Raw genomic sequence first — 24,117 nt, 5'->3', positions numbered from 1 at the left:
CCCCTAAACCAACCGCTATGAGCGTTCAAACCTGGACCTACCTTCTCGTCGGAATTACCTTTGCCCTGTACATCGGAATTGCTATTTGGTCTAGAGCGGGCTCTACCAAAGAATTTTATGTAGCCGGCGGTGGCGTATCCCCGCTGGCCAACGGAATGGCCACTGCGGCCGACTGGATGTCCGCTGCTTCATTCATATCCATGGCGGGTATTATAGCCTTTGCTGGATATGATGGCTCCGTGTACCTCATGGGATGGACCGGCGGCTATGTACTCCTGGCACTACTCCTAGCGCCCTACCTAAGGAAATTTGGGAAATATACCGTCCCAGACTTTATTGGGGAACGCTACTATTCCAATGCAGCAAGATTGGTAGCCGTTTTTTGCGCTTTAATCGTATCCTTTACCTATGTAGCCGGACAAATGCGCGGCGTTGGTGTGGTCTTTTCCAGATTTTTACAGGTAGATATCAATACCGGGGTGCTCATAGGCATGGCCATTGTTCTGTTTTATGCAGTTTTGGGCGGCATGAAAGGAATTACCTATACCCAAGTAGCACAGTACTGCGTCCTAATATTTGCCTTTATGGTACCTGCCATTTTTATTTCACTTCAAATGACCGGGAATCCCATTCCTCAATTGGGAATGGGTGGCACCTTAAACGATGGCTCCGGCACCTTTTTACTGGACCGTTTAGACGGACTCTCCACAGAATTGGGTTTTGCTGCTTATACCGATGGCACCAAAGCTACCATAGACGTATTTGCCATTACCCTGGCCTTAATGGTGGGTACGGCCGGACTCCCCCATGTTATTGTAAGGTTCTTTACCGTAAAAAGGGTACGGGATGCCCGTAAATCGGCCGGATTGGCACTGCTGCTGATCGCTATCCTCTACACTACTGCCCCAGCGATTGCTGTTTTTTCCAAGATTAACCTTATCAACACCGTAAGTGAACGCCCCTATGCCTCCATGCCCCTATGGTTTAAAAATTGGGAAAACACAGGGCTATTGAATTTTGAAGACAAAAACCAGGATGGGAACATCCAGTACCTCGCCAATCCTACCCAAAACGAACTCACTGTAGATAACGATATTATGGTATTGGCCAATCCAGAAATTGCCAACCTACCGCCCTGGGTTATCGCCCTAGTAGCTGCTGGCGGACTGGCAGCGGCACTATCTACGGCAGCGGGATTGTTATTGGTAATTTCGTCCTCGGTATCGCACGACCTGATTAAGAAAGTATTACTGCCCAATATCTCCGAAAAAGGAGAATTATGGGCCGCACGTGGGGCAGCCACCGCAGCCGTAATCGTTGCAGGCTATTTTGGCATTAACCCACCTGGTTTTGTAGCTGCAGTGGTAGCACTAGCCTTTGGCCTGGCAGCTGCTTCCTTTTTCCCTGCCATCGTATTGGGAATATTTTATAAAAAAATGAACAAAGAAGGAGCTATTGGAGGTATGGTGGTAGGGATAAGCCTTATGCTCTTTTATATGGCCAAGTTTAAATTGGGATGGCTGGGTCCCATCCCCGATAAATCCGAATGGTGGTTTGGGATCTCCCCAGAGGGTTTTGGTACCGTAGCCATGCTCGTAAATTTAACTACCGCCCTAGTTATCAACCGCTTTACCCCAGAGCCCCCATCACAGGTCCAGGACATCGTAGAAAATATCCGGATTCCAAGCGGCGCAGGTGACGCCATTGATCATTGATCACCAGCATAAAAAATCCTATGGAAAGGAAAACCTAAAGACCGTTTTCAATACTCCTCATTATTGGCAATAAAAGCTTGCGGAATTTTAAATTCGTTTCCCAAAACTATAGGAAATTGGAGGATTTGTATAATTTTATAGAAAAATATAAATAACCATGAGTAATTATCACATTAAACATTTGGAGGAATACTATCAGGTGTATCGGAAATCTGTCCGAGAGCCTGAAAAATTTTGGGGCGAAGTCGCTGAAGAACATTTTTTATGGCGTAAGAAATGGGATAAGGTCCTAAGTTGGAATTTTAGTACTCCGGAAATCAAATGGTTTGAGGGTGCAAAACTTAATATTACTGAAAACTGTATAGACCGTCACCTATTAAATAGGGGCGACAAGACCGCGATTATTTTTGAACCCAACAACCCCGAGGAGGAGGCAGAACACATAACCTACAAAGATTTACATGCCAGGGTTTGTAAACTGGCCAATGTCCTAAAAGAACAGGGCATAAAAAAAGGAGATCGGGTATGTATTTACCTGCCCATGATTCCCGAACTAACCATATCCCTACTTGCATGTGCCCGTATTGGGGCCATCCATTCCGTAGTATTTGCCGGATTTTCATCTACGGCACTATCGTCTAGGATTAATGATAGCGAATGTAAGCTGGTTATCACCGCAGATGGTTCCTTTAGGGGATCCAAAAACATAGATCTCAAAGGAATTGTAGACGAAGGACTTAAAGACTGCCCTGGGGTAGAGACCGTTTTACTGGTAAAACGTACTAAGGCCGATATTAATTTTAAGGAAGGTCGTGATAAGTGGCTACAACCCTTGATAGACGAGGCATCCCCAGAATGCGAACCAGAAATTATGGATGCGGAAGACCCCTTGTTTATCCTGTATACTTCTGGCTCTACTGGGAATCCCAAAGGAATGGTACATACTACCGGGGGCTATCTGGTCTATACCGCCTATACGTTTAAAAATGTATTTCAATATACCGAAAACGATGTGTACTGGTGTACGGCAGATATCGGATGGATTACCGGCCATAGCTATATCGTTTACGGACCCCTGGCCAATGGCGCCACCTCCCTTATGTTCGAGGGAGTACCCAATTACCCAGACTATAGCAGGTTTTGGCAGATAGTAGAGAAACACAAGGTAAACCAATTCTATACCGCCCCCACCGCCATTAGAGCGTTGGCAAAACAGAATATAGAATACACCAAGAAACACGACCTAAGCTCGCTAAAGGTGTTGGGGTCCGTAGGAGAGCCCATAAACGAAGAAGCATGGCACTGGTATAATGATGTAATTGGAAAGAAAAAGAGCCCCATAGTAGACACTTGGTGGCAAACCGAGACAGGCGGCATTATGATTACGCCCATACCCTACGTAACCCCTACCAAACCCACCTATGCCACCCTCCCGTTTATTGGGATTCAACCCGCCATCATGGATGAGCATGGGGAAGAGATAAAAGGCAATCAAGTGGATGGCCGCTTGTCCATAAAATTCCCATGGCCGGGTATGGCGAGGACTATATGGCACAATCACAAGCGATATAAGGAGACTTACTTCTCTACCTACCCCAACTACTATTTCACAGGCGATGGTGCCTTTAGGGACGAGGTAGGCTATTATAGGATCACCGGCCGTGTAGATGATGTAATCATCGTGTCTGGTCACAACCTGGGTACCGCACCAATTGAAGATTCCATTAACGAGCATCCGGCCGTTTCAGAATCGGCCATCGTTGGCGTTCCCCACGATGTAAAAGGTAGCGCCCTCTATGGTTTCGTAACCTTAAAGGAGACCGGGGAATCCCGTGACCATGACAACCTTAGAAAAGAGATCAACCAAATGATTACGGAACATATTGGCCCCATAGCCAAACTAGATACCATCCAATTCACCAGAGGATTGCCTAAGACCCGCTCCGGGAAGATTATGCGAAGAATCCTAAGGAAATTGGCCAGTAGGGATATGGAAAACCTAGGAGACACCAGCACCCTTCTCAATCCAGAAGTGGTAGATCAAATTAAAAAGGATATTATTTAATATTTAATTTTTTGTGAGGGCATTGCCACTTTATAGCTTCTATAAAGTGGCACGTGCTTTCCGCTATATCTTTTTTATAGCCATAAAAAAGGATGCCGCTGCAATCACTAATGCAGTGCTTATGGCAAAAAGAAGCCGTCACTACAAAATTTAAACACAGGACTATTCCTGGAAATTAACTTCAGAAGAAAGCTCGGAAAGACCTCTCTCACCGTCAAAAGCATCAGGCTATATAAAAGTTATCTAGGCAGGCTGTAAAAGGGCACTTCTCCGTACTGCGATAAATATTAACAGGGATAATCCTCCGCAGAGTGCAAACCCTACAAAGAGTGGAAGTGTAGTTCCCTCCATAAAACTACCAATGTAGGTTGCTATCGGAATGGCGATTAAGGTATAAACAAAGCCGGTAATTGCCGCTCCAATACCCGCAATATGTCCAATAGGCTCCATGGCAATGGCCCTGAGGTTTCCAAAGATAAACCCCAAACTAAAAAACTGCATCGCAAGGAAACTGATCAGCACCCACAAGGGCGGGTTATCGGTATTCCAAAACAAACTTATATAGATAAGGGAAACCGCCGAGAACAAACTAAGGGAAATTAATGCCAACCTACGCATCCCCAATTTAACTACCAAGGTACCATTTAACAAGGTAGACACCCCTACCGATATGGCCAATCCAGCAAAGATATATGGGAAGTCGTCCGCCAAGCCGTACTGGTCTTCAAAAATCTGCTGGGCCGCACTTAAATACACCATAAAGGCACCCGTAATTAGCCCAGAAACAATCGTAAAAGCGACCGTCTCCCTATACCTCATCAATTCCTTAAGTCCCTTAAAATAAATATCCTTGGAGAATTTAATAGTGTGCTCTGGTTTTAAGGTTTCGGGCTGTCGCCTCCAAAACCATATACTAATAGCCAAGGTGGCCACCAATTGCATGTAAAAGATGGATTCCCAGCCAAATCGGTCTAGAAAGAATTTCCCCATGGCAGGCGCTACAATAGGTACCAAAATAAAGAAGGCCGTAACAAAAGACATAATCCTGGCCATATAATCCCCTTTGTACGAATCGCGAATCATGGAAATACTAATAGAGCGTGCAGCCGATAGCCCCACTCCCTGTAATATCCGTCCTGCCAGCATCCATTCTAGGGATGGGGCAAAAATACAGATAAGACTCGCTATGCTAAATATCCCAAACCCAAAATACACCACAGGTTTACGGCCAAAACTGTCCGATAGCGGCCCCAATAGTAACTGTCCAATTCCCAAGCCCAGAAAAATCATGGTGATTAACTTCTGGTTCTCTACAGGATCGTAACTACCTATGTCTAAACCAATAGTGGACATGGCCGGTAGAATAGCGTCTATGGTTAAGGCTACAACGGACATTAGAGAGGCCATCATAGCTACAAATTCAAATTGAGGGCGCTGCTGTGATTTTTGCATCCTGCAAATGTAGGCATATCCAACCCTATTGAAAAATTGGACCTTCAAAATAACATTATCATAACAGTTAAAGGGCAGATCCAAACGAAAAATTGACCCCGGTATGCTACTCGCTTACTCTTGAATTTTAGATGTACTTGGCTAAAACAGTTAGGGCAAAAACAATCTTGTCCCTTATTGACGTAAACAACCCCCTAAGTAGGCAATAAACTAAACAGGCATTACCAACCTACATTAGGTGAAAGAAGCTTAAAACCTCCTCGTTATCAACCTCTTTGGTTGTTGGGTGGCATCTACCACTATCTCAAAAGAAATCACTCCCAATACCAACTCCTCCTCCGTTATTACCTCTACCTTCCATTCACCTGGTTGTACGTTATTCTTATAGGTATACCCACGGAATCCGCCATCCCTGCCTCCAGTAATCTCATAGCCTATGTCTTCCACCACCTCCCATTCTTTTGTACTGGGGTTGTACCAGTTCCAACGATGAAAAACACCCATTTTAAGGTCGGTAGGTGCAAAAATAGCGGAGAAAACATACACCTCATCCCCAGGCTTGTGGATATAGTGGTACCGATGATCTCGCCAAAACACCTCCCAATCCTCTCTCTCATGCGTCACATAATAGCGGTTGTTTTTCATCTCTATTTTATGTGCTACCACTCCACTCTGCATGGCAAGAGGTACCGGGGGAATCATTTTAAAAAAATAAAAAACATGGATCAAGGTATAAATGCCTACAATAATCCCCAGTAGCTTTCCTAGATGTACCTCTGCCCGTGTACTGGGACTAATTTTATAGATAGCAAGGATCACCACCAAGGTGATTCCCAAACTCACCCCTCCGGAAATTAGAAAAATTTCGGTATTCATCTCCCTCATAAAAACGGGAATCATAAAAGCGAAAAAGGTGAAGCTTATGAAAAAGTATACCCCAAACTGCAGGTATTTATTCGAGATTCTTTTTTTAAGCAATTCATTGGCAAAAAGCAATACCACTAAAATAACAAAGAAAGAAAGCGTCTTGGATAGGGAGACACTTCTAGAAAAATAGATTACGAAAGCACTGGAAAGCCCCCCAAAGAAGAATTGTATCGCCAAGGGTAAATAATCCTCGTACTTACCTAAAAGCGTATTTTTCCACCACCCATCATCCGCCAAATTATATAAAAAAAGAGTGAGGGTCAAAGAAGTCATATGCAGGCACAGTACCGTTAAATCGTATAACCTATCTATACGTCCTAGGGTAAGGGAGTCAAAGATAAAACCAGCAACAAAGAAAAATATAGGGGCGTACTTCTCATGTTTCCTAATAAACCTGTGAAACCCGCTATTCCTAGGTCTTACTAATGTTCTTTTCATGAATTACCCTTGGTTACCGCTATTTATACTATTCATAGGTATCTCTGGAGTCGCCTCCTAAAATATTGGGCATTGCTAGCCGCACTCTTTAAAGAGTTTTCGCTATAATTACCGCCTTGTTCTATATAATAGAATTCCAAGCCCGATTCTTTAGGATCTGGCAATATGGCTTCATAATCTATAGAACCATTCCCCAATTCGGTATAATCCCTACTTAGCTTATCCATATCCTTTATATGCCACATGGTATATCGCTTAGGTTGCTTACGGATCAATTCTTGGGGAGTGTATTTGGAAGATCGCACTACCCAATACATATCCATTTGCAATTTCACCAAGGCTGGATCTGTTTCATTAACTAAAATATCAAATCCGTTTTCCCCATTCTGATCTTCAAATTCATACCCGTGGTTATGATAGGCAAAACCAAGCCCTGCCTTCGTAACCTGTTCCCCTATCGCATTCATTTGAGCAGCCAATAACTTATAGCCATCAATGGTCCGTTGTTCCGGTGCAATCCACGGTAAGGTAATATACTTACTATTTAAAGTATGCGCCCCTTCAATACACCTATCAACAAATTGTGCTAATTCGGCATCAGATTGATCTAAGTAGGGCGAGAAATTATAGTGACCACTACTCACGGTTAGCCCCAATTGGTCTAACAGCTCTTTAAACGCTTGGGAAGCATACCCGTAATAACTGCCCTTTTCTGCATCAAAACCATAGATCTCAAAATCCTCATAACCCAACCCCTTCAAATATTCTAAGGTACTTTTAGGATCCTTTGCCATTTGGTCCCGGATAGAAAATAATTGATACCCCATTTTAAATTTCGGGCTGTCGTTCAGTGAAAAAGAAGTGAGAGGCAGCATGGAAGCCACTCCTAATACACTGGAATTTTTAATAAAACTTCTTCTATTCATAGTCTTCTAAAATAGCTGGTTAACATTGGGTTGTATTAACGCTTTATACGCCTCATTTCCTCAGAGGATTATTTGGATGCCCCAGTAGCTAAAACTGGCGCCTCCTGACTTAACATCGAAGCCAAAACCTACTCAATACGGGAAATACTAAAGGATATAATTGCGTAAAACATCCTTCCAAGGTAATTAAATTTTTCGCAATAATCAGGGAGCCATTCAAGGTTAAATGTAGGGGCAGGCAGCTAATTAAAATCCAAGCACCCCAAATAACCCAAGCAAACAACTTATAAGCTTGGTTTATTTTCAAATACAACAAAGCTTAAACATCCCCTGGCTGGTTGTCAGTATTCACGGAAGGGCGATGATGTGATTTTAGGTCTATGAACGATAATTAAAAAATCTGACCGAATTTATTAGGTAGGAGGAAAGGGATTACAATAATTGGAATTACCTTTAAAAAAAATACGCTGATTGCCACTTAAATTATGATAAGACTACTGATTATATGCCTATTACTATTTAATTTCCCTCATTTTGCCAGGGGACAAAAATTGAATAATCAAGAAATAAAAGAACTGATCCAAGCCTATAAAATGGATATTAGGGGCCCCTATAAAGAAATTAGGTGGTTTTGTACAGATGGCAGTATTCGTATGCCCAAAGACCCTTGTCCTGCTAACATTGGCCCCGGAGTGCAGCACGCCACCTATAAAAACTCGGTCACTGATCTTGGGAAGAGAAACCATCTATATTTTGGTCAAATTCTTTCCTATACCGATAAAGAAGCGTTCTGGGATAAGGAGAATAACCATTCCCGACTTAAGCAGTATCAGCTAGATAAATATTTAAGATCGGTAGATGATGGATGGGTGCTACAAAAAGGTCAGTATTATAGAGGGGCCATCCAGTCCGAAGACGAAGAAGCCTGGGGTGTTGAATTTTATAAATGGTTGCTCTCCGATACCGATAATTTAAAAAAACATTATTTCCTTATCAGGCAATCCCTAAAGGACATACCACACCAGGGAGATGATAATTTAGCCCAAAAGATTAGAAGCGAATCCAAGGTAATTTCGGACCTAGCACCAAGCTTTATGGATTTACGGGTAAAAATCCATAGTCAGCCCGATCTGGGCGATATCGAAAAGGTAAAAGCTTTTAAAGTAAAGCACAACGACAAGCTAAGTGCGGAGGTCAGAACAAAAATTGATGCTTTAACCCGCACCATGACTACTTTCTACCAGCCTGTAGATATTGCTGCCTTACCAAAAAGAACCTCGCTGGTCCTTGAGAAACAAATTGGCAAGGAGATAAGTACCTATGTCAATCAATTTGCCGAGGAAAAAAACACCGCCTTATTAATAGAGGCAACCGCAGAATTACTGCTTTCCATAAGACAGGCCATCATAGAGGAAGAATCTGCCGCAGCCAGATTACAATTGTTGGATGCCTCCTTAAAGCTGGAAGAAATCATTTTTATAAAATCTCCCCAATGGCAACCCCAAGATATAAATGGACTCCTAGACAAGGTATGTTATTTGGGAATGGCCAACGCCGGGGCAGGATATATAGAACTTGTGGAGTGGCAGCAATTAAACCTAGCTTCCAAAGGGAACTCGCTGGGAGATCTTACCTCAACATTAGAACATGCCCGTAGGGAGGTAGAGTGGAGTTCTTCCATGGTAAAAGCCAATTATCAGGAGGTCGTAGACACCTATACAGGCTTTGAGCCCAAGGCCTATGGATATATAGATGATATCATTAGAGGATCTATAGCCCTTCATCTTGGCCAGGCAGTGGGTGATTTAGGCGATATCATCGCCAAAGAGTCGGCCCTCACCAATAAGGTGATGGATCTTTCCAACCAGAGTGGCTTCCGCGGATTAAATGCGGGTTATGCCTTGGGAGAATTAGTGGTTGTAAATGGATCACCCGATGAAATTGAAGTAGTTTCAGACAAGATTTATGTGTTTCAAAGACCTCCATCAGATTTAAAACCTATAGCCGGTATCGCCACGGTGTCCGAAGGAAATATGGTTTCCCATGTACAACTCCTGGCTAGAAATTTAGGTATTCCGAACGCTGCACTAGCCGATGACAACCTTAGAAACCTCTTAAAACATGATGGAAAACGTGTGTTTTATGCGGTTTCCAATAAAGGGAATGTAATTATGAAGCCCGAAGCTGATATGACCGATGAGGAGCGTGCCCTATTTTCCAAAAAAGAACGCCGGGAAGACCGAGTGAAAGTCCCCATAGACAACATTCAATTGAAAGAAAACAATATCCTAGACCTCAAGGAAGTGGATGCAAGCGATTCGGGAAAACTCTGTGGCCCCAAAGCGGCCAATCTAGGGCAGTTAAAGAAAATGTTCCCCAACAAAGTGGTGGAAGGCCTGGTAATACCTTTTGGAATTTTCAGATCGCATATGGATCAGAAGATGCCAGATGGAGAACTTAGCTATTGGGAGTTTTTAAACACCATTTTTAAGGAAGCCGAGGCCCTAAGTGCTCAAGGAATCAGCCCTGGCGAGGTAGAAAACTTTCAACTGCGAAAACTGGAAGTATTAAGGGAAGAAATAAAGAAAATACCCCTGCAAGTAGAATTCCTACAGCAGTTAGAAAAAGGATTTACAGACATCCTCGGAGATAAATTGGGTGAGATCCCTGTTTTCCTCAGAAGCGACACCAATATGGAAGATCTAAAAGACTTTACCGGGGCGGGACTAAACCTAACCATCTTCAATGTGGTAACCAAAGAAAAGATAATTGAGGGAATTAAAAATGTATGGGCCTCCCCTTATACGGAACGCAGTTATAAATGGAGACAAAAATTCCTGCTCAATCCAGAAAATGTATTCCCGTCCATATTGGTCATCCCCAGTGTAGACGTAGATTATTCTGGGGTCTTAATTACCAAGGGAATCAATTCTGGTAGCCCCCAAGATTTAACGGTTGCCTTTAGCCGAGGTGCTGGGGGTGCAGTAGACGGGCAATCTGCAGAAACCTATGAGATTTATGCCGCTGGAGGAACCCAATTACTAGCTCCTGCTAGGGAACCCTACCACAACAGACTGCCGGCAAGCGGTGGCTTGGAAAAGAACGTAGCTACCTTTGAAAGCTTTATTCTTAACCATCAAAATATTAAGGACATTAGAGACCTGGCAAAATCTATTAGAGAAACTATGCCTAGAGAAACCACCGCTGATAATGAAGCGGTCTATGACGTAGAATTAGGCTTCCAAAATAATAAGTTATGGTTGTTCCAGATTAGACCATTTGTGGAAAATAAAAGAGCCCAGAGCTCCGAATATCTGGAATCCATTTCCCCGAAAATAAATCTGTCCAAGAAAATTAACCTCTCACAAAAATTATAAGATGCGAAAATATCTAATATACCCCCTTCTAATACTGAGCTGTACAGCCTTTACCGTGGTTTACTATTACCCTATTGACGGATATCTACGTACCGGTATAAAGCGCTTAAAGTATTTAGAACTGGTTAAAAGCGGGGAAATAAAATTGAATGCGCCACTTCCAAAAGGGGCTTTTAAGTCTTATGAGGATATAGAGCTTAACCTTCTCCCAAAAAAGAACGACAGCCTAGGGGCACTATTAACTATAGATGAAAATTTTCAGAAAGAGATCAATGGACTGTTCAAAGGCTTGGATAAAAGTTATTCCCTTGCGATACTGGATATTTCCGACCTAGATCAGATTCGCTATGCCAAACGAAATGAGACTGCGGGCTATCAACCAGGAAGCGTAGGGAAACTGGCCGTATTGGTGGCATTATTTGACCAATTGGCAAAAATCTATCCCGATTCGTTCGAAAAACGCATCCAACTTTTGCGCTCAAAATCTGTAAAAGCAGGAGTTTGGGGCCTTACCGATTCACATACCGTTCCCATTTATAATGTTGAGACCAATAAACTTATTAAAAGACAGGTGGTGGCCAGCGACGTTTTTACCTTGTTTGAATGGGCAGACCACATGCTTTCTGTTAGCAATAATGGCGCCGCTAGCATTGTATGGCGGGAAGCCTTACTTATGTCGGCCTTCGGACAGGCATACCCAGACCTCAGCCAGGAAGAGGCAGATGCCTACTTTAACAACACGCCTAGAAAACAGCTCACAGACTTATCCAACGATATTGTAAACCTGCCTTTGCGCAGCTTGAATATTGGTGCGGATGAATGGCGCCTGGGAAGTTTTTTCACTTCTGGGGCCAACAAATATGTTGGCGATAAAGGGGGGAGTATAGGATCTACTTTGGGATTGATGAAGTTTCTAATCCAATTAGAACAAGGGAACGTCATAGATGAGGCCTCTAGTTTAGAAATGAAGCGATTGATGTATATGACCGATCGCAGGATCCGATATGCACAATCCCCTGCCCTAAAAGAAGCAGCGGTTTATTTTAAATCGGGGAGTTTGTACCAATGTAACAAGACCAGTGGCGAAGCTTGTGGAAAATATATGGGGAACATCAGTAATTTCATGAATTCGGTAGCCATTATTGAGCATCCGGACAACTGTACGTATATGGTGGTACTAATGACCAATGTATTGCGAAAAAATTCGGCCACAGACCATATGACCTTGGCCAGTAGTATCGATAAAATAATTAAGAAGTAGGATTTTTCAAGGATTCTAGGATTTCGGCAGCCTTGTTCCGCACTTTTTCATGAGAGTCTTTCAAAGCCATTTCCAATAAGGAATTAAACTTAGGATCATTAATTTTTTGGATCAAATAAAGTACCGCCAGCCGCAACTTAACATCCTTTCTTTTTAAAAGGGCATAATAACATTCAGATTCACTAAGGACCTTTATATTGAGGTCCTTTAGTTTTTTTTCGGAAAATGTTTCTACAAGGGTCGATTCGGCCACGGGAATCAATTCTTTTTTAAGTTGAATATCCAGGATGTTATCTAAAAATTCGATGGCATGTATCCGTTGTTCCTCCTTTCCGTGCAAGATGGAATTTAGGATGGGGTCTACGTCTTGCGGGGGATATTTTATGCCCAAAAATTGAAAAATTCGCTGTAACTGCCTATCCAATCGCAACTCCAACAAATGTATCAATCCGTTTCTAGCATCGTTTTCTTCGCGAGATTCCGGGGTTTCCGTATTTCTTTTGTACCGAATAATGATCTGGGAATGAATTACAGAGAGGGTGTTCTGGTAAAGGTGACATTCGTCCAATATTCTATCCACTACAAATCGGTCGTTCACCTTTAGATGTGGATACTTCCACTTCAACCTTTTTAAGGCCTCAATAGCTTCAATTTTCACCGTATGCTCCAATTCCCCAGTTAATTTTATCAGGGTGTTCACAGCCTTTTGCGAGGCAAATTTTTCCAATACCAATACTACTACCGCTGCATCTTCTAAATCTAACCCATGGTCCGTAGCTATCTTATCGAACAAAATATCGATGATAGGCTCTCCATAGAAAAACAAGGCTTCTATGCTGGCTTTCCTCGTTTCCTTTCCTGATAATTTAGGGATAATTAGCGTTATAAACCGTTCGTCTAAGGTTTTTGATGCAGCTAGGATGGCGGTATTAGCCACCGCTGTGTTGTCCGACTCTATATGGGTGTTAATTACCTCATAGAACTTTTCTACCTTGGCATTCCCAATAGCTTCCAAAATAGCCTGAGTTTTATTAGTTTTCTCCTGTTCGTCACTTAAAAACGCAAGTTGGAATAGGGCATTTTCTATACGGCTCTCCAAACTAAAACGAGCTTGCAACAACGCATTGTTCCTCAATTCTAAAGACAAACCAATCAAAGCGGCATTTGCAATGGTATGATCGTCCATATTGAGATAGGTATCAAAAAGCTGAACTTGATCCTTGTCGTAGTTTTTAAGGAGATAACGGAACGCAGAGGTAGTTACCTGTTGATCTTTATCCAACACCATTCCTTGCATCGGTTCGCATAAATTTTGAGAATTAAGAAAGTACAGATTTTCTATAGCCAGTGCCCTCACCTTGGCAGAAGGACTATCTAGCAGGTTTTTAATGGCATTAAAGAAACGTTCATCCTTTACTTCCAAGGTTTTATGGAGCATGTGTAGTATTTGATTTTCCGATCCATTGGTCAGCACCCGGATAACCGTATCTATTATGGAAGTGACCTTTATTTCATTCCTGTCTCTTTTTTGCTTTTTTACCCCAGATTGCTCCAGCAATCCCTTAAATGCAACTATATATTCCCTTCTCAGGTGAAAAATGAAATACAGCCATATAGATATTAGCCCAATAATGATTAAGCTGATGTAGGTTGAGGGAATTTGAAGCGCGTTGATAAAGAAAATCAGGATAAAGCCCGCCAAACCCGTTGCAATACTATCTACCACTACATCTGTAAAGGTTTTGGTCTTCTTTTTAATTTCTATAGGGATGGGTATGGAAAGAAGCTCGGTTGCCGCCTTGTTTACGGATTGCTTTAAACTCCCGTCCACTATTTTAATGAATACCACTACCCATAGCTGGGGAAGCAGCAATAATAAGATAGATCCTATTAATATACCCGTTGGTAACCACAATAAGGACTTCCCTACCCCAAAGGTCCCCACAATCCGTTTGGTAAGGAATAATTGTATCAATAGGGAGATGACACTGAGCGTGGAAAACCAAAAACCAAAAAATGAAGTCAGCGCCTCCTGGTCTTGTATAAATCTTGAGGCATAATCACTATACTGGTAATCTACCAACTTAGCAATCAATACACTAATGCCCACCACCAGAGCAATTAAGCTTAATAATTTGGATTGTTTAATGAGCTTAAAAGGAGACTCGCCCTTAGGACCGGATCTTCCCGAAACTTGGAAAGGATTTAATTTCACCACTTCCTTCCTCCAAATGTACCGGGTAATGGGTAGGCAGCACAACAGCAAGCCTGCCGCAACAAATAGCAAGTTCTCTGTATAGAGAATCTTGGTCAGCAAAGCGGTTAAATATCCTCCAAAAATTCCGCCCGCTATTGCCCCGGCCCCAATAAAACCAAAAACCCGTTTGGCCTCACGGACATTGTATACTAAATTGGCCATTATCCAAAACTGCGAGGCAGTTAGCAGGCCAAATATCGCAACCCATACATAGGGTATGTACAGGATAAATCCACTAGCCAGGTTAAAACTAAATGCAATACCAAATAGCACCAATGAGATAACCGACCCAATTATGGTCCTATCCACGATAGTATTAAGGGCATACTTTTCCATGGCGCGGTCATAAAAAAATGAGCCTGTAATCGCCATAATGGCCGTTAACACATACCCAAGGGGAAGTGCACTGGAAGAGAGTTCTGAGAGAAATAAGGAGTTGATAGTTGGTTTTACAATCAATAAAACCGTTATGATAAGGAAGATATTCAACTGCAGCAGCAGCGTTTTGGTCAATTCCTCCTCCTTTAGATCAAATGCTTTTAATATATATGTTTTAATCAGGGATAACAGGTAGTTCAATTGCTATGCTTTAGGTGAAAATTAGTGGTCCGTTATAATATCAAGCCTAAGCTAATTTAAAAAATTAAGACCTAAAACTGCCATGCTACCCAATCCAATTTTGGATAGTCTCCCAAGACTTAATTATTGGCCACTTGGTTACGACCAACCCTCAACACTTTTTCTATAGGTTTCACCAATTCCCGAATAATTTGCTCTCCCGAGGCATCATCTACCAAAGCAACCAAAATATAACGCCTATTTGGGTTTTTTCCCCATACTAGTACCGAGTCTGAATGAAAATCCCTCCAAGATCCCGATTTTCGATACAGCCTGGCACTGGGCGCAATAACGTCTAAGGTATTTACAAATTTATGATGCAATTCAGGATCGCTCATAATATCTAACATTTGCTTGGATCTAGCCCTATTTACCAATTGTCCATTTGCCAATAAATAATAATAACGACAAACCTGATTCACCGTAGCAGCATGGGATAGATTTTTTAGGGGCTCCCTATTGGTATCTCCCCCACCGCCATAGCGCTTTCCTACCCAGAGTCCGCCTCCAAGGTCCTCGTTATAAAACCTATATCTGGGGTCTGTCATAACAGCCTGGATTTTATCATAACCCAATCTATCTATCATCCTGGTAGAAGCTGCGTTACTAGATTTACTGATCATAATACGCATATCCTCTTGAATGGCCGGACTATCGGTAAGCTCTCCTTTTTCCAAAGCATCCATGGAAGATAATAAAATGGCTATTTTGGGTAAGCTTGCCGCATACATCATATGATTTCCATTAATACTTGCAAATTTCACCTGTTCCGGATTCTTTAAATCCACCAAGCCTACGGCCATTTTCTTGTTTTTCATCAATGCCTTCCACTTGGGATTGGACATAAGTTCACGTTCCAAACTTTGTTGCAGACTGGTGCTCGACAAGCTTGCCAATGGTTTTACCTCAGAGTTTATTGTTCTGATGGGCAGGTCTTTTTGAGCTTGTAAACCGGTTGCAAATAAGAAGGTGAGTATAATTAGATTAAACTTGTTTCCCATAAAATAATTATAAGCTTATTATATAGTAAACAAAATTATTCATTTATAAGATTCCCTCTTGTTAATTTTTGGGAATGCTAAAAAATTACAATTCCCCTATTTTATTGGTATTTAAGCAATTCCAGTTCCTTCAGAATGTTAAATCTTTTGAAGTTCACCGATAAAGGGGACTTAATATGTCTATCTTTATAATACCCATGTAAATCCCAGGTCATGAAGGCAAGAAGGCTACCTCTTTTACTTTTGTCAAAATCAAAAGCTACGGGTTTTCATCCCAAATCGTTATTTTTGAAGCAAAATATAAAGAAATGCTAATTATAGGAATTGCGGGAGGAACCGGATGCGGAAAAACAACCGTGGTAAACCAGATTATCAACGAGTTACCAAACGAAGAGGTTGGGGTAATCTCCCAAGACTCTTATTACAATGATCTTTCCGATCTGTCCTATGAAGAGCGGTCGCAAATAAATTTTGATCATCCCCGTGCTATCGATTTCGAATTGTTGGGAAAACACTTACAAGAATTAAAAAAAGGAAATCCCATTCAACAGCCGGTATATTCTTTTGTGGAACATAACCGCACCAAGGAAACTATCCTTACCCACCCTAGAAAAGTAATGATTGTAGAGGGGATTCTAATCATGACCAATCCACAAATCCGTGATATGTTCGATATCAAAATTTTTGTACATGCAGATTCGGACGAACGGCTGCTAAGGAGGCTAAAACGCGATATTAATGAGCGGGGACGAGACCTAGAGGAGGTCTTGGGAAGATACAAAGACACGCTAAAACCCATGCATAATCAATTTATTGAGCCCACTAAGGAATTTGCAGATATCATCATCCCCAACAACAAATACAATACCGTTGCCGTAGATATTGTTAGGTCTATTATAAATCTAAAGTTAGCATAATAATATATGGGCTTAAAAGAAATAAGAAAGAAAAAATGGTTTGCCATAGTCACCAATATGTATGTATTGGTCCTCACCGCTTTTTTAATATGGATGGTTTTTTTTGACACCAATTCCCTCCTCATACATTGGGAACTTAAAAGGGAAATCAACAACCTAGAAAAACAACGCGAATTCCTTAAGGAAGAAATAGCGAGGGATAGGAAAATTATTGAGAAACTCTCTGATCCCGAGGAGCTCGAAAAATTTGCTAGGGAGCAGTACTACCTAAAAAAGAAAAACGAGGAGATTTATTTAATTGAATACGAAGACGGTAAAAAATCCAATAAAGATGAGTGATTCCGATTTGTTCAGTGAATTTAGGGAGATTTCCTCCAAAGAATGGAAACAACGAATACAGGTAGACCTTAAGGGAGGGGATTACAATGAGGAATTGGTATGGGAATCGCCCGAAGGGATAAAAATAAAACCGTTTTACCATAAGGAAGATACGGATACCCTAGCCCTACCTAAGTTTCCAATAGCAACTTGGAGAATTGCTCAGGAAATTTATGCCGGCAATGCGGAAATGGCCAACAAAAATGCCTTGGACGCCCTTAAACGAGGGGCAGAATCCATTTGTTTTACCGTTCCAAATAATACTATAGACCCTAAGGAGCTACTACAACACATAGACCTAAATAAAACCCCCCTCTATTTTAATTTGCAGTGCCTTTCCGATACGTTCTGCAAATCTGTTTTGAAAGCCGCCGCCAAGGAGCCCTCCCCTATTTTTCTAAACATCGATATTGTTGGAAATTTAGCACGCAGCGGCAATTGGTTCTCCAATATGAAGGAAGATCATCAGCAATTAGATACCATCCTTGCCCTGGGACATAGCAACACTTTAAGCGTAGACCTTGGGCTTTATCAAAATGCAGGAGCAAATAAGGTGCAACAACTGGCTTATGCCATGGCACATGCCAATGAATACCTAAACCATTTAGACCGGCACCACAAGCCCCTTTTAAAATCTTCCTTAATGACTTTTAAGGCAGCTATTGGCGGGAATTATTTTTTTGAGATCGCCAAACTTAGGGCCCTTAAAAAACTGTATGCCACCGTGGCAAAATCCTACGGTGCAAGACCAGACTGCCATATTATTGCCACCCCTACTAAGAGAAACAAAACCTTGTACGACTATAATAACAACATGCTCCGCACTACCACGGAATGCATGTCTGCCATCCTCGGAGGAGCCCATACAGTCTGCAATCTTGCCTACGACGCCATATATAAAAAGGACCACGAGTTTGGAAATAGAATGGCTAGAAACCAACTGCTGTTGTTAAAGGAAGAAAGCCACTTTAACAAGGTGGGCAATCCCGCAGATGGCAGCTACTATTTGGAAACACTTACCCATCAACTGGCCACTAAAGGCCTAGAGCTATTTAAACAAATAGAGGCAGGAGGCGGATTTTTGGCTCAGCTGAAACAACAGCTCATCCAGAAAAAAATAAAGGAGAGCGCCAAGAAAGAGCAAGAGGGTTTCAACAATAAAGAAACCGTCCTTGTTGGGACCAACAAATACCCAGCGGCCGAGGACAAAATGAAAGACCAACTAGAACTATATCCTTTTGTTAAAACCAAGGCCAGAAAAACCCTGATTGAACCTATTATAGAAAAAAGACTTTCCGAGGTACTGGAGCAAAAGCGTTTGGAACAGGAGTAATTATTGGCTATTTTCCCAAAGGGCCAATCACCCCAAGGTGCTACTGAAAAACCTCGCGCTATACTTTTAAAAAGAAATGAAATAAATGGCTAGAAAAAATCTTCAACATATTCAGCTGGATACCGATGGGGATTCCCACGATCCAAAAAACGAGCGGGATCCATTTATAACAGCCGAGGGAATTCCACTAAAGGAAAAATATTCCCCAACGGACGTAGAAGGGCTAACACATTTAAACTTTGCTGCCGGAATCCCCCCCTATCTTCGGGGCCCCTATAGCACCATGTATGTTAAACGCCCGTGGACCATCAGACAATATGCCGGATTTTCTACAGCCGAAGAGAGTAACGCTTTTTACCAGCGAAATTTAAAGGCGGGACAAAAAGGGCTTTCTGTAGCTTTTGACCTCCCCACCCATAGAGGATACGACAGTGACCACGAACGCGTGGTAGGCGATGTGGGAAAAGCCGGAGTGGCTATAGACACCGTAGAGGACATGAAGATATTATTTAAGGACATCCCCCTAAACAAAATGTCCGTTTCCATGACCATGAACGGGGCAGTTCTCCCCATTATGGCATTTTATATCGTTGCTGCCGAGGAACAAGGCGTCTCCCTAGAACAATTAAAGGGCACCATCCAAAATGATATCCTAAAGGAGTTTATGGTCCGCAACACCTATATCTACCCCCCTACTCCCTCCATGCAAATCGTTGCCGATATCTTTGAGTTTACCAGCAAGCACATGCCACTATTTAATAGCATTAGCATCTCGGGCTACCATATGCACGAAGCTGGGGCTACGGCCGATCTGGAGCTTGCCTATACCCTTGCCGATGGGTTAGAATATATAAGAACAGGACTAAAGGCAGGCTTGGAAATAGATACCTTTGCTCCTAGGCTCTCCTTCTTTTGGGGAATTGGCATGAATCATTTTATGGAAATTGCAAAAATGAGGGCAGCGCGTATGTTATGGGCTAAACTGGTAAAACAGTTTCATCCTAAAAACAATAAGTCCTTGGCCCTACGCACCCATAGCCAGACCAGTGGGTGGAGCCTTACCGAACAAGACCCTTTTAACAATGTTGCCCGGACCACCATAGAAGCTTCCGCAGCCGTATTTGGCGGTACTCAAAGCCTGCATACCAATGCCTTGGACGAGGCCATTGCGCTCCCCACCGATTTTTCGGCCCGGATTGCCCGTAACACCCAACTATTTCTACAAGAAGAGACAGGCATCACCAAAACCGTAGACCCCTGGGCAGGAAGCTATTATGTAGAAACCCTAACCCAGGAAATTGCACACAAGGCCTGGAAATTAATCCAGGAAATTGAGGAGTTGGGTGGGATGACCAAAGCCATAGAAGCAGGTATCCCCAAACTTAGAATAGAGGAGGCGGCAGCAAACAAGCAAGCCCGCATAGACAGCGGCAGGGATATTATTGTGGGCGTAAACAAATACCAAGCAGGGGAAGATGTAGATAGCTTTCAGATATTGGAAGTGGATAATGCAGAAGTACGCAGACAACAGCTAGAGCGGTTACAACAAGTAAAGACTAATAGGAATGCCAGTGAAGTACAGCACGCCTTAGACCAACTTACCGCTGCAGCGGAAGAAAAGATGAAGGATACCACTTCCATAAATAGCAGCAATACTGCGGAAGGTGATAATAATTTATTAGCTTTATCCGTAAAGGCGGCTAGGGCAAGAGCCACCTTGGGCGAAATAAGCACCGCCCTAGAAAAAGCCTTTGGAAGGCATAGAGCAGAAATAAAATCGTTTACTGGGGTGTACTCAAAGGAAATAAAAGACGACAATAGCTTTGAAAAAGCGAAGGAAATGGCCAATACGTTTGCCACTCAGGAGGGACGTAGACCTAGGATAATGATCGCTAAAATGGGTCAAGATGGTCATGACCGGGGAGCCAAGGTAGTGGCTACCGGCTATGCAGATATTGGGTTCGATGTGGATATTGGCCCCCTTTTCCAAACCCCGGCAGAAGCCGCAAAACAGGCAGTAGAAAACGACGTTCATATTTTAGGGATATCCTCCTTGGCAGGCGGACATAAAACCCTGGTTCCCCAAGTGTTAGAGGCTTTAAAAAAATACGGCAGGCAAGATATTATGGTCATCGTAGGGGGAGTGGTCCCTAAGCAGGATTATGATTTTTTATACGAAGCCGGAGCGGTGGCTATTTTTGGCCCAGGGAAAAAAATTAGCAATACCGCCATCCAAGTTTTGGAGATTCTGCTAGACTAACGAGGAGCACACACCCCTAAAAATAAGGGATTATCGCAGATTCTATCCCTTGTGAATGCGAAGTAAAGTCGCTATTTTTCGCCTGTTAACAAAATACATTTTATAACAACGTAAATAATCGTATTTTTACCCACTAACTTACTATGATAATGGGCAAAATAATTGCTATTGCAAATCAAAAAGGCGGCGTAGGTAAAACTACCACTTCGGTAAACTTAGCAGCTGCCTTAGGAGTTTTGGAAAAAAAAGTCTTATTAATTGATGCCGATCCTCAGGCCAACGCAACCTCCGGTTTAGGAGTGGATGTGGAAACTGTGGAAATGGGAACCTATCAATTGTTAGAACATTCCAAAACTGCTAGGGAAACTATTGTGCAGACCACCTCTCCCAATGTGGATCTTATTCCATCGCATATCGACTTGGTTGCCATTGAAATAGAATTGGTAGACAAGGATGATAGGGAGTATATGATGAAAAATGCAACCCAAAAGCTAAAAGACGAATACGATTATATTCTTATAGACTGTGCACCTTCCTTGGGACTCTTAACCTTAAATGCCCTTACAGCGGCAGATTCTGTTATGATCCCTATACAGTGCGAATACTTTGCATTGGAAGGATTGGGGAAATTATTGAATACCATTAAAAGTGTTCAGAAGATTCACAATCCCGATTTGGATATAGAAGGAATGGTACTTACCATGTACGATTCTAGGTTACGCCTTTCTAACCAGGTTGTGGAGGAAGTGAAAAAACACTTCTCAGAAATGGTTTTCGACACCATTATCCAAAGGAATGTGCGATTGAGCGAGGCACCAAGTTATGGCGAAAGCATTATAAAATATGATGCCAGTAGTACAGGAGCAGCCAATTATTTAAATTTGGCCAATGAAGTAGTAGTGAAAAACAAGGAGAAAGTATAATGGCGAAAGCGACAAGAAAACAAGCGTTGGGCCGCGGACTATCGGCCTTATTAAAAGACCCCGAAAACGATATTCAGTCGGCTTCCGATAAGAATGCCGATAAGGTGGTAGGAAATATTGTAGAATTAGATCTGAATACCATAGAGGTTAACCCTTTTCAACCCCGTTCTAATTTTAATGATGAGGCTCTTCACGAGCTGGCCTCTTCCATCAGGGAATTAGGGGTGATACAACCTATTACCGTAAGGAAGTTAGATTTTAACCAGTACCAATTGGTTTCTGGTGAGCGTCGTTTTAGGGCTTCCAAATTAGTGGGCTTAGAAACCATCCCTGCATATATCCGTATTGCCAATGACCAAGAGTCCTTGGAAATGGCGTTGGTAGAAAATATACAGCGACAGGATCTAGACCCCATAGAAATAGCCCTTTCCTATCAAAGATTGATAGATGAAATACAATTAACCCAGGAAAAAATGAGTGAACGGGTAGGCAAAAAAAGGTCTACCATCACCAACTACCTGCGTTTATTGCGTTTAGATCCTATAATCCAAACAGGGATAAGGGACGGCTTCGTAAGTATGGGCCACGGGAGGGCCTTGGTAAACATTGAGGAAAAGGAAGATCAAATTGCCCTCTATGAAAAAATCGTTGGCGAAAACCTATCGGTAAGAAATACGGAAAAGGCCGTAAAGGAATATCAGGAAAGAAAAGCTGCCGCAAACCAAGATCCCGCTAAAGAAGATAAAAAGAAAACCAAAACCAGTCCAGAGTTTATCTCCAAGAACTTGCGAAAGTTCTCCGACTACCTGGATGTAAAAGTAGATATTAAGGCCACTGAAAAAGGAAAAGGAAAGATTACCATTCCTTTTCACTCCCAGGAAGAATTCAATCGATTAAAAAAATTGATCACGGGTGAATAAGTGCTTTCTATTGCTGGTAGTCTGCTTTCTGGTCACCGCCCTAGGCCTTGCCCAAGACAAGGACATCCAGGAACAACAACCAGATTCTGTACAGCAGACCCTAAAGGAACAAGGCGTTAGGGTAATAGATACCCTAAAAATCAAAAAAAAGGGTATCAATCCCTTGGCACCTAGTAAAGCTGCCTTTTATTCCGCCGTATTTCCCGGACTGGGTCAAATCTATAACAAGCGGTATTGGAAGGTCCCCATAGTCTATGCAGCCATAGGAACAGGGGTATACGCCTACACCTATAACGACGACCTGTACAACCGGTTCAGAACCGCCTTTAAACGCAGACAGGCCGGATTTACCGACGATGAGTTCTACGACCTAGGAACCCCTAATCCACCAGGTTCTCCTCCAGACTTTTCTAACCAGGCCTTGGAAAATGCCCAGGAAAGATACCAGCGCGATAGAGATCTTTGGCTCTTGGTCACTATTGGAATGTATGTCCTAAATATTGTGGACGCCAATGTAGACGCCCACCTAAAACAATTTAACGTGGACGATGATCTAAGTTTGGATTTTAAACCTTTCTTGGATACAGACGCCCTCACCGCCAATCCGGTTTACGGAATGGCCTTAACTATTAAATTTTAAAAAATGAACATTGCCCTGTTCGGATATGGTAAAATGGGAAAAATGATTGAACAAATCGCCCTAAAAAGAAACCATAACATTGTAGCTAAAATAGACGTGGATACCACGGAGATAAACTATTCAGAAATAGATGTAGCCATAGATTTTAGTATGCCCGATGCTGCTTTTGGCAACATAAAAAAATGCATGGAAAACAATATTCCATTGATCTGCGGTACCACTGGTTGGTTAGAAAATTATGAGAATGCCGTGCAGCTCTGTAAAGAAAAGGACGGTGCCTTTATCTACGCCTCCAATTTCAGCTTAGGAGTTAACCTCTTTTTTGAACTAAACTCTTATTTGGCCAAAATGATGAGCAACCTAAAGCAGTATCAGGTTAGCATGGAAGAAATTCATCATACCCAAAAACTAGATGCCCCTAGTGGCACGGCTATTACCTTGGCAGAAGGGGTCATCCAAGAGACCGATTATACTGCTTGGAAATTGGATACTGCCAAAGCCAACGAAATTCCCATTACTGCCAAACGGATTGCCGATACTCCCGGCACCCATACCGTGGCCTACCAAAGTGAAGTAGACAGCATAGAAATTAAACACACCGCCCATAATAGGGAGGGATTTGCCCTGGGAGCGGTGGTAGCTGCAGAATGGATTCTAGATAAGAAGGGAGTGTTCTCCATGAAAGACGTGTTAAACCTTCGTTAAGGAA

General features: G+C 42.4%; 17 protein-coding genes. 12 read left to right on the top strand and 5 right to left on the bottom strand.

From position 1 onward, the window contains the following. Positions 1-17 precede the first annotated feature (17 nt). The gene (locus tag F1E73_RS07695) at positions 18-1,715 is read left to right on the top strand and encodes a sodium:solute symporter family protein (protein ID WP_150451574.1); all 1,698 of its coding nucleotides are present in this window, start codon (positions 18-20) and stop codon (positions 1,713-1,715) included. A 157-nt stretch (positions 1,716-1,872) separates the two neighbouring features. After that, entirely contained in the window at positions 1,873-3,780 is a 1,908-nt protein-coding gene (acs, locus tag F1E73_RS07690; RefSeq protein WP_150451573.1) for an acetate--CoA ligase, read from the top strand. A 243-nt stretch (positions 3,781-4,023) separates the two neighbouring features. On the opposite strand, the gene F1E73_RS07685 is transcribed toward acs, so the two are convergent. From F1E73_RS07685 to F1E73_RS07675, 3 genes are all read right to left on the bottom strand, one after another. Then, positions 4,024-5,232: a multidrug effflux MFS transporter gene (locus F1E73_RS07685; protein ID WP_086477338.1), complete on the bottom strand. Its 1,209-nt coding sequence runs from the start codon at positions 5,230-5,232 to the stop codon at positions 4,024-4,026. A 249-nt stretch (positions 5,233-5,481) separates the two neighbouring features. After that, on the bottom strand, positions 5,482-6,597 hold the full coding sequence (locus tag F1E73_RS07680) for a DUF2914 domain-containing protein (RefSeq protein ID WP_150451572.1): 1,116 nt from the start codon (positions 6,595-6,597) through the stop codon (positions 5,482-5,484). Positions 6,598-6,629: 32 nt separating this feature from the next. After that, complete coding sequence (locus tag F1E73_RS07675; protein ID WP_223883387.1) at positions 6,630-7,523, bottom strand: sugar phosphate isomerase/epimerase family protein; 894 nt, start codon at positions 7,521-7,523, stop codon at positions 6,630-6,632. A 485-nt stretch (positions 7,524-8,008) separates the two neighbouring features. Between F1E73_RS07675 and F1E73_RS07670 the strand changes: the two genes are divergently transcribed. Then, positions 8,009-10,900 carry a PEP/pyruvate-binding domain-containing protein gene (locus F1E73_RS07670; RefSeq protein WP_150451571.1) on the top strand — a complete coding sequence of 964 codons (2,892 nt, stop codon included), beginning with the start codon at positions 8,009-8,011 and terminating at the stop codon, positions 10,898-10,900. 1 nt (position 10,901) lies between these two features. After that, entirely contained in the window at positions 10,902-12,161 is a 1,260-nt protein-coding gene (locus F1E73_RS07665; protein ID WP_150451570.1) for a serine hydrolase, read from the top strand. Here the strand turns inward: F1E73_RS07665 and F1E73_RS07660 are convergent. Both F1E73_RS07660 and F1E73_RS07655 read right to left on the bottom strand, forming a co-directional pair. Continuing rightward, entirely contained in the window at positions 12,151-14,997 is a 2,847-nt protein-coding gene (locus F1E73_RS07660) for an Npt1/Npt2 family nucleotide transporter (RefSeq protein WP_223883386.1), read from the bottom strand. The genes F1E73_RS07665 and F1E73_RS07660 overlap by 11 nt on opposite strands. A gap of 119 nt (positions 14,998-15,116) precedes the next feature. Then, the gene (locus F1E73_RS07655) at positions 15,117-16,037 is read right to left on the bottom strand and encodes a serine hydrolase (RefSeq protein WP_086477342.1); all 921 of its coding nucleotides are present in this window, start codon (positions 16,035-16,037) and stop codon (positions 15,117-15,119) included. 308 nt (positions 16,038-16,345) lie between these two features. Between F1E73_RS07655 and udk the strand changes: the two genes are divergently transcribed. The 8 genes from udk (at position 16,346) to dapB (ending at position 24,113) form a co-directional block, all read left to right on the top strand. After that, positions 16,346-16,954, top strand: coding sequence for a uridine kinase (udk, locus tag F1E73_RS07650; RefSeq protein WP_086477343.1), 609 nt, complete (start codon positions 16,346-16,348; stop codon positions 16,952-16,954). 6 nt (positions 16,955-16,960) lie between these two features. Beyond that, positions 16,961-17,293, top strand: coding sequence for an FtsB family cell division protein (locus F1E73_RS07645; RefSeq protein WP_086477344.1), 333 nt, complete (start codon positions 16,961-16,963; stop codon positions 17,291-17,293). Continuing rightward, the gene (locus F1E73_RS07640; RefSeq protein WP_086477345.1) at positions 17,286-18,665 is read left to right on the top strand and encodes a methylmalonyl-CoA mutase subunit beta; all 1,380 of its coding nucleotides are present in this window, start codon (positions 17,286-17,288) and stop codon (positions 18,663-18,665) included. The genes F1E73_RS07645 and F1E73_RS07640 overlap by 8 nt, the downstream gene beginning before the upstream one ends. Before the next feature lie 85 nt (positions 18,666-18,750). Continuing rightward, entirely contained in the window at positions 18,751-20,925 is a 2,175-nt protein-coding gene (gene scpA, locus F1E73_RS07635; protein WP_150451569.1) for a methylmalonyl-CoA mutase, read from the top strand. Between the two features lie 149 nt (positions 20,926-21,074). Further along, the gene (locus F1E73_RS07630) at positions 21,075-21,848 is read left to right on the top strand and encodes a ParA family protein (protein WP_086477347.1); all 774 of its coding nucleotides are present in this window, start codon (positions 21,075-21,077) and stop codon (positions 21,846-21,848) included. Beyond that, the gene (locus F1E73_RS07625) at positions 21,848-22,768 is read left to right on the top strand and encodes a ParB/RepB/Spo0J family partition protein (protein ID WP_086477348.1); all 921 of its coding nucleotides are present in this window, start codon (positions 21,848-21,850) and stop codon (positions 22,766-22,768) included. The genes F1E73_RS07630 and F1E73_RS07625 overlap by 1 nt, the downstream gene beginning before the upstream one ends. Next, a complete protein-coding gene (locus F1E73_RS07620) occupies positions 22,761-23,408 on the top strand; it encodes a DUF5683 domain-containing protein (RefSeq protein ID WP_223883385.1) in 648 nt (215 codons plus the stop codon). The genes F1E73_RS07625 and F1E73_RS07620 overlap by 8 nt, the downstream gene beginning before the upstream one ends. Before the next feature lie 3 nt (positions 23,409-23,411). After that, positions 23,412-24,113, top strand: a complete 702-nt coding sequence (gene dapB / locus F1E73_RS07615) for a 4-hydroxy-tetrahydrodipicolinate reductase (protein WP_150451568.1) — start codon at positions 23,412-23,414, stop codon at positions 24,111-24,113. Positions 24,114-24,117: the final 4 nt, after the last annotated feature.

The sequence above is a fragment of the Arenibacter lacus genome (assembly GCF_008711145.1).
Lineage (GTDB): Bacteria > Bacteroidota > Bacteroidia > Flavobacteriales > Flavobacteriaceae > Arenibacter > Arenibacter amylolyticus.
This window is presented reverse-complemented; position numbering and strand designations above follow the sequence as displayed.

Excerpts from the sequence above, each read along its gene's own strand:
- F1E73_RS07695 (WP_150451574.1), top strand. The coding sequence starts at position 18 with ATGAGCGTTCAAACCTGGACCTACCTTCTCGTCGGAATTACCTTTGCC.
- acs (WP_150451573.1), top strand. The coding sequence starts at position 1,873 with ATGAGTAATTATCACATTAAACATTTGGAGGAATACTATCAGGTGTAT.
- F1E73_RS07685 (WP_086477338.1), bottom strand. The coding sequence starts at position 5,232 with ATGCAAAAATCACAGCAGCGCCCTCAATTTGAATTTGTAGCTATGATG.
- F1E73_RS07680 (WP_150451572.1), bottom strand. The coding sequence starts at position 6,597 with ATGAAAAGAACATTAGTAAGACCTAGGAATAGCGGGTTTCACAGGTTT.
- F1E73_RS07675 (WP_223883387.1), bottom strand. The coding sequence starts at position 7,523 with ATGAATAGAAGAAGTTTTATTAAAAATTCCAGTGTATTAGGAGTGGCT.
- F1E73_RS07670 (WP_150451571.1), top strand. The coding sequence starts at position 8,009 with ATGATAAGACTACTGATTATATGCCTATTACTATTTAATTTCCCTCAT.
- F1E73_RS07665 (WP_150451570.1), top strand. The coding sequence starts at position 10,902 with ATGCGAAAATATCTAATATACCCCCTTCTAATACTGAGCTGTACAGCC.
- F1E73_RS07655 (WP_086477342.1), bottom strand. The coding sequence starts at position 16,037 with ATGGGAAACAAGTTTAATCTAATTATACTCACCTTCTTATTTGCAACC.
- udk (WP_086477343.1), top strand. The coding sequence starts at position 16,346 with ATGCTAATTATAGGAATTGCGGGAGGAACCGGATGCGGAAAAACAACC.
- F1E73_RS07645 (WP_086477344.1), top strand. The coding sequence starts at position 16,961 with ATGGGCTTAAAAGAAATAAGAAAGAAAAAATGGTTTGCCATAGTCACC.
- F1E73_RS07640 (WP_086477345.1), top strand. The coding sequence starts at position 17,286 with ATGAGTGATTCCGATTTGTTCAGTGAATTTAGGGAGATTTCCTCCAAA.
- scpA (WP_150451569.1), top strand. The coding sequence starts at position 18,751 with ATGGCTAGAAAAAATCTTCAACATATTCAGCTGGATACCGATGGGGAT.
- F1E73_RS07630 (WP_086477347.1), top strand. The coding sequence starts at position 21,075 with ATGGGCAAAATAATTGCTATTGCAAATCAAAAAGGCGGCGTAGGTAAA.
- F1E73_RS07625 (WP_086477348.1), top strand. The coding sequence starts at position 21,848 with ATGGCGAAAGCGACAAGAAAACAAGCGTTGGGCCGCGGACTATCGGCC.
- dapB (WP_150451568.1), top strand. The coding sequence starts at position 23,412 with ATGAACATTGCCCTGTTCGGATATGGTAAAATGGGAAAAATGATTGAA.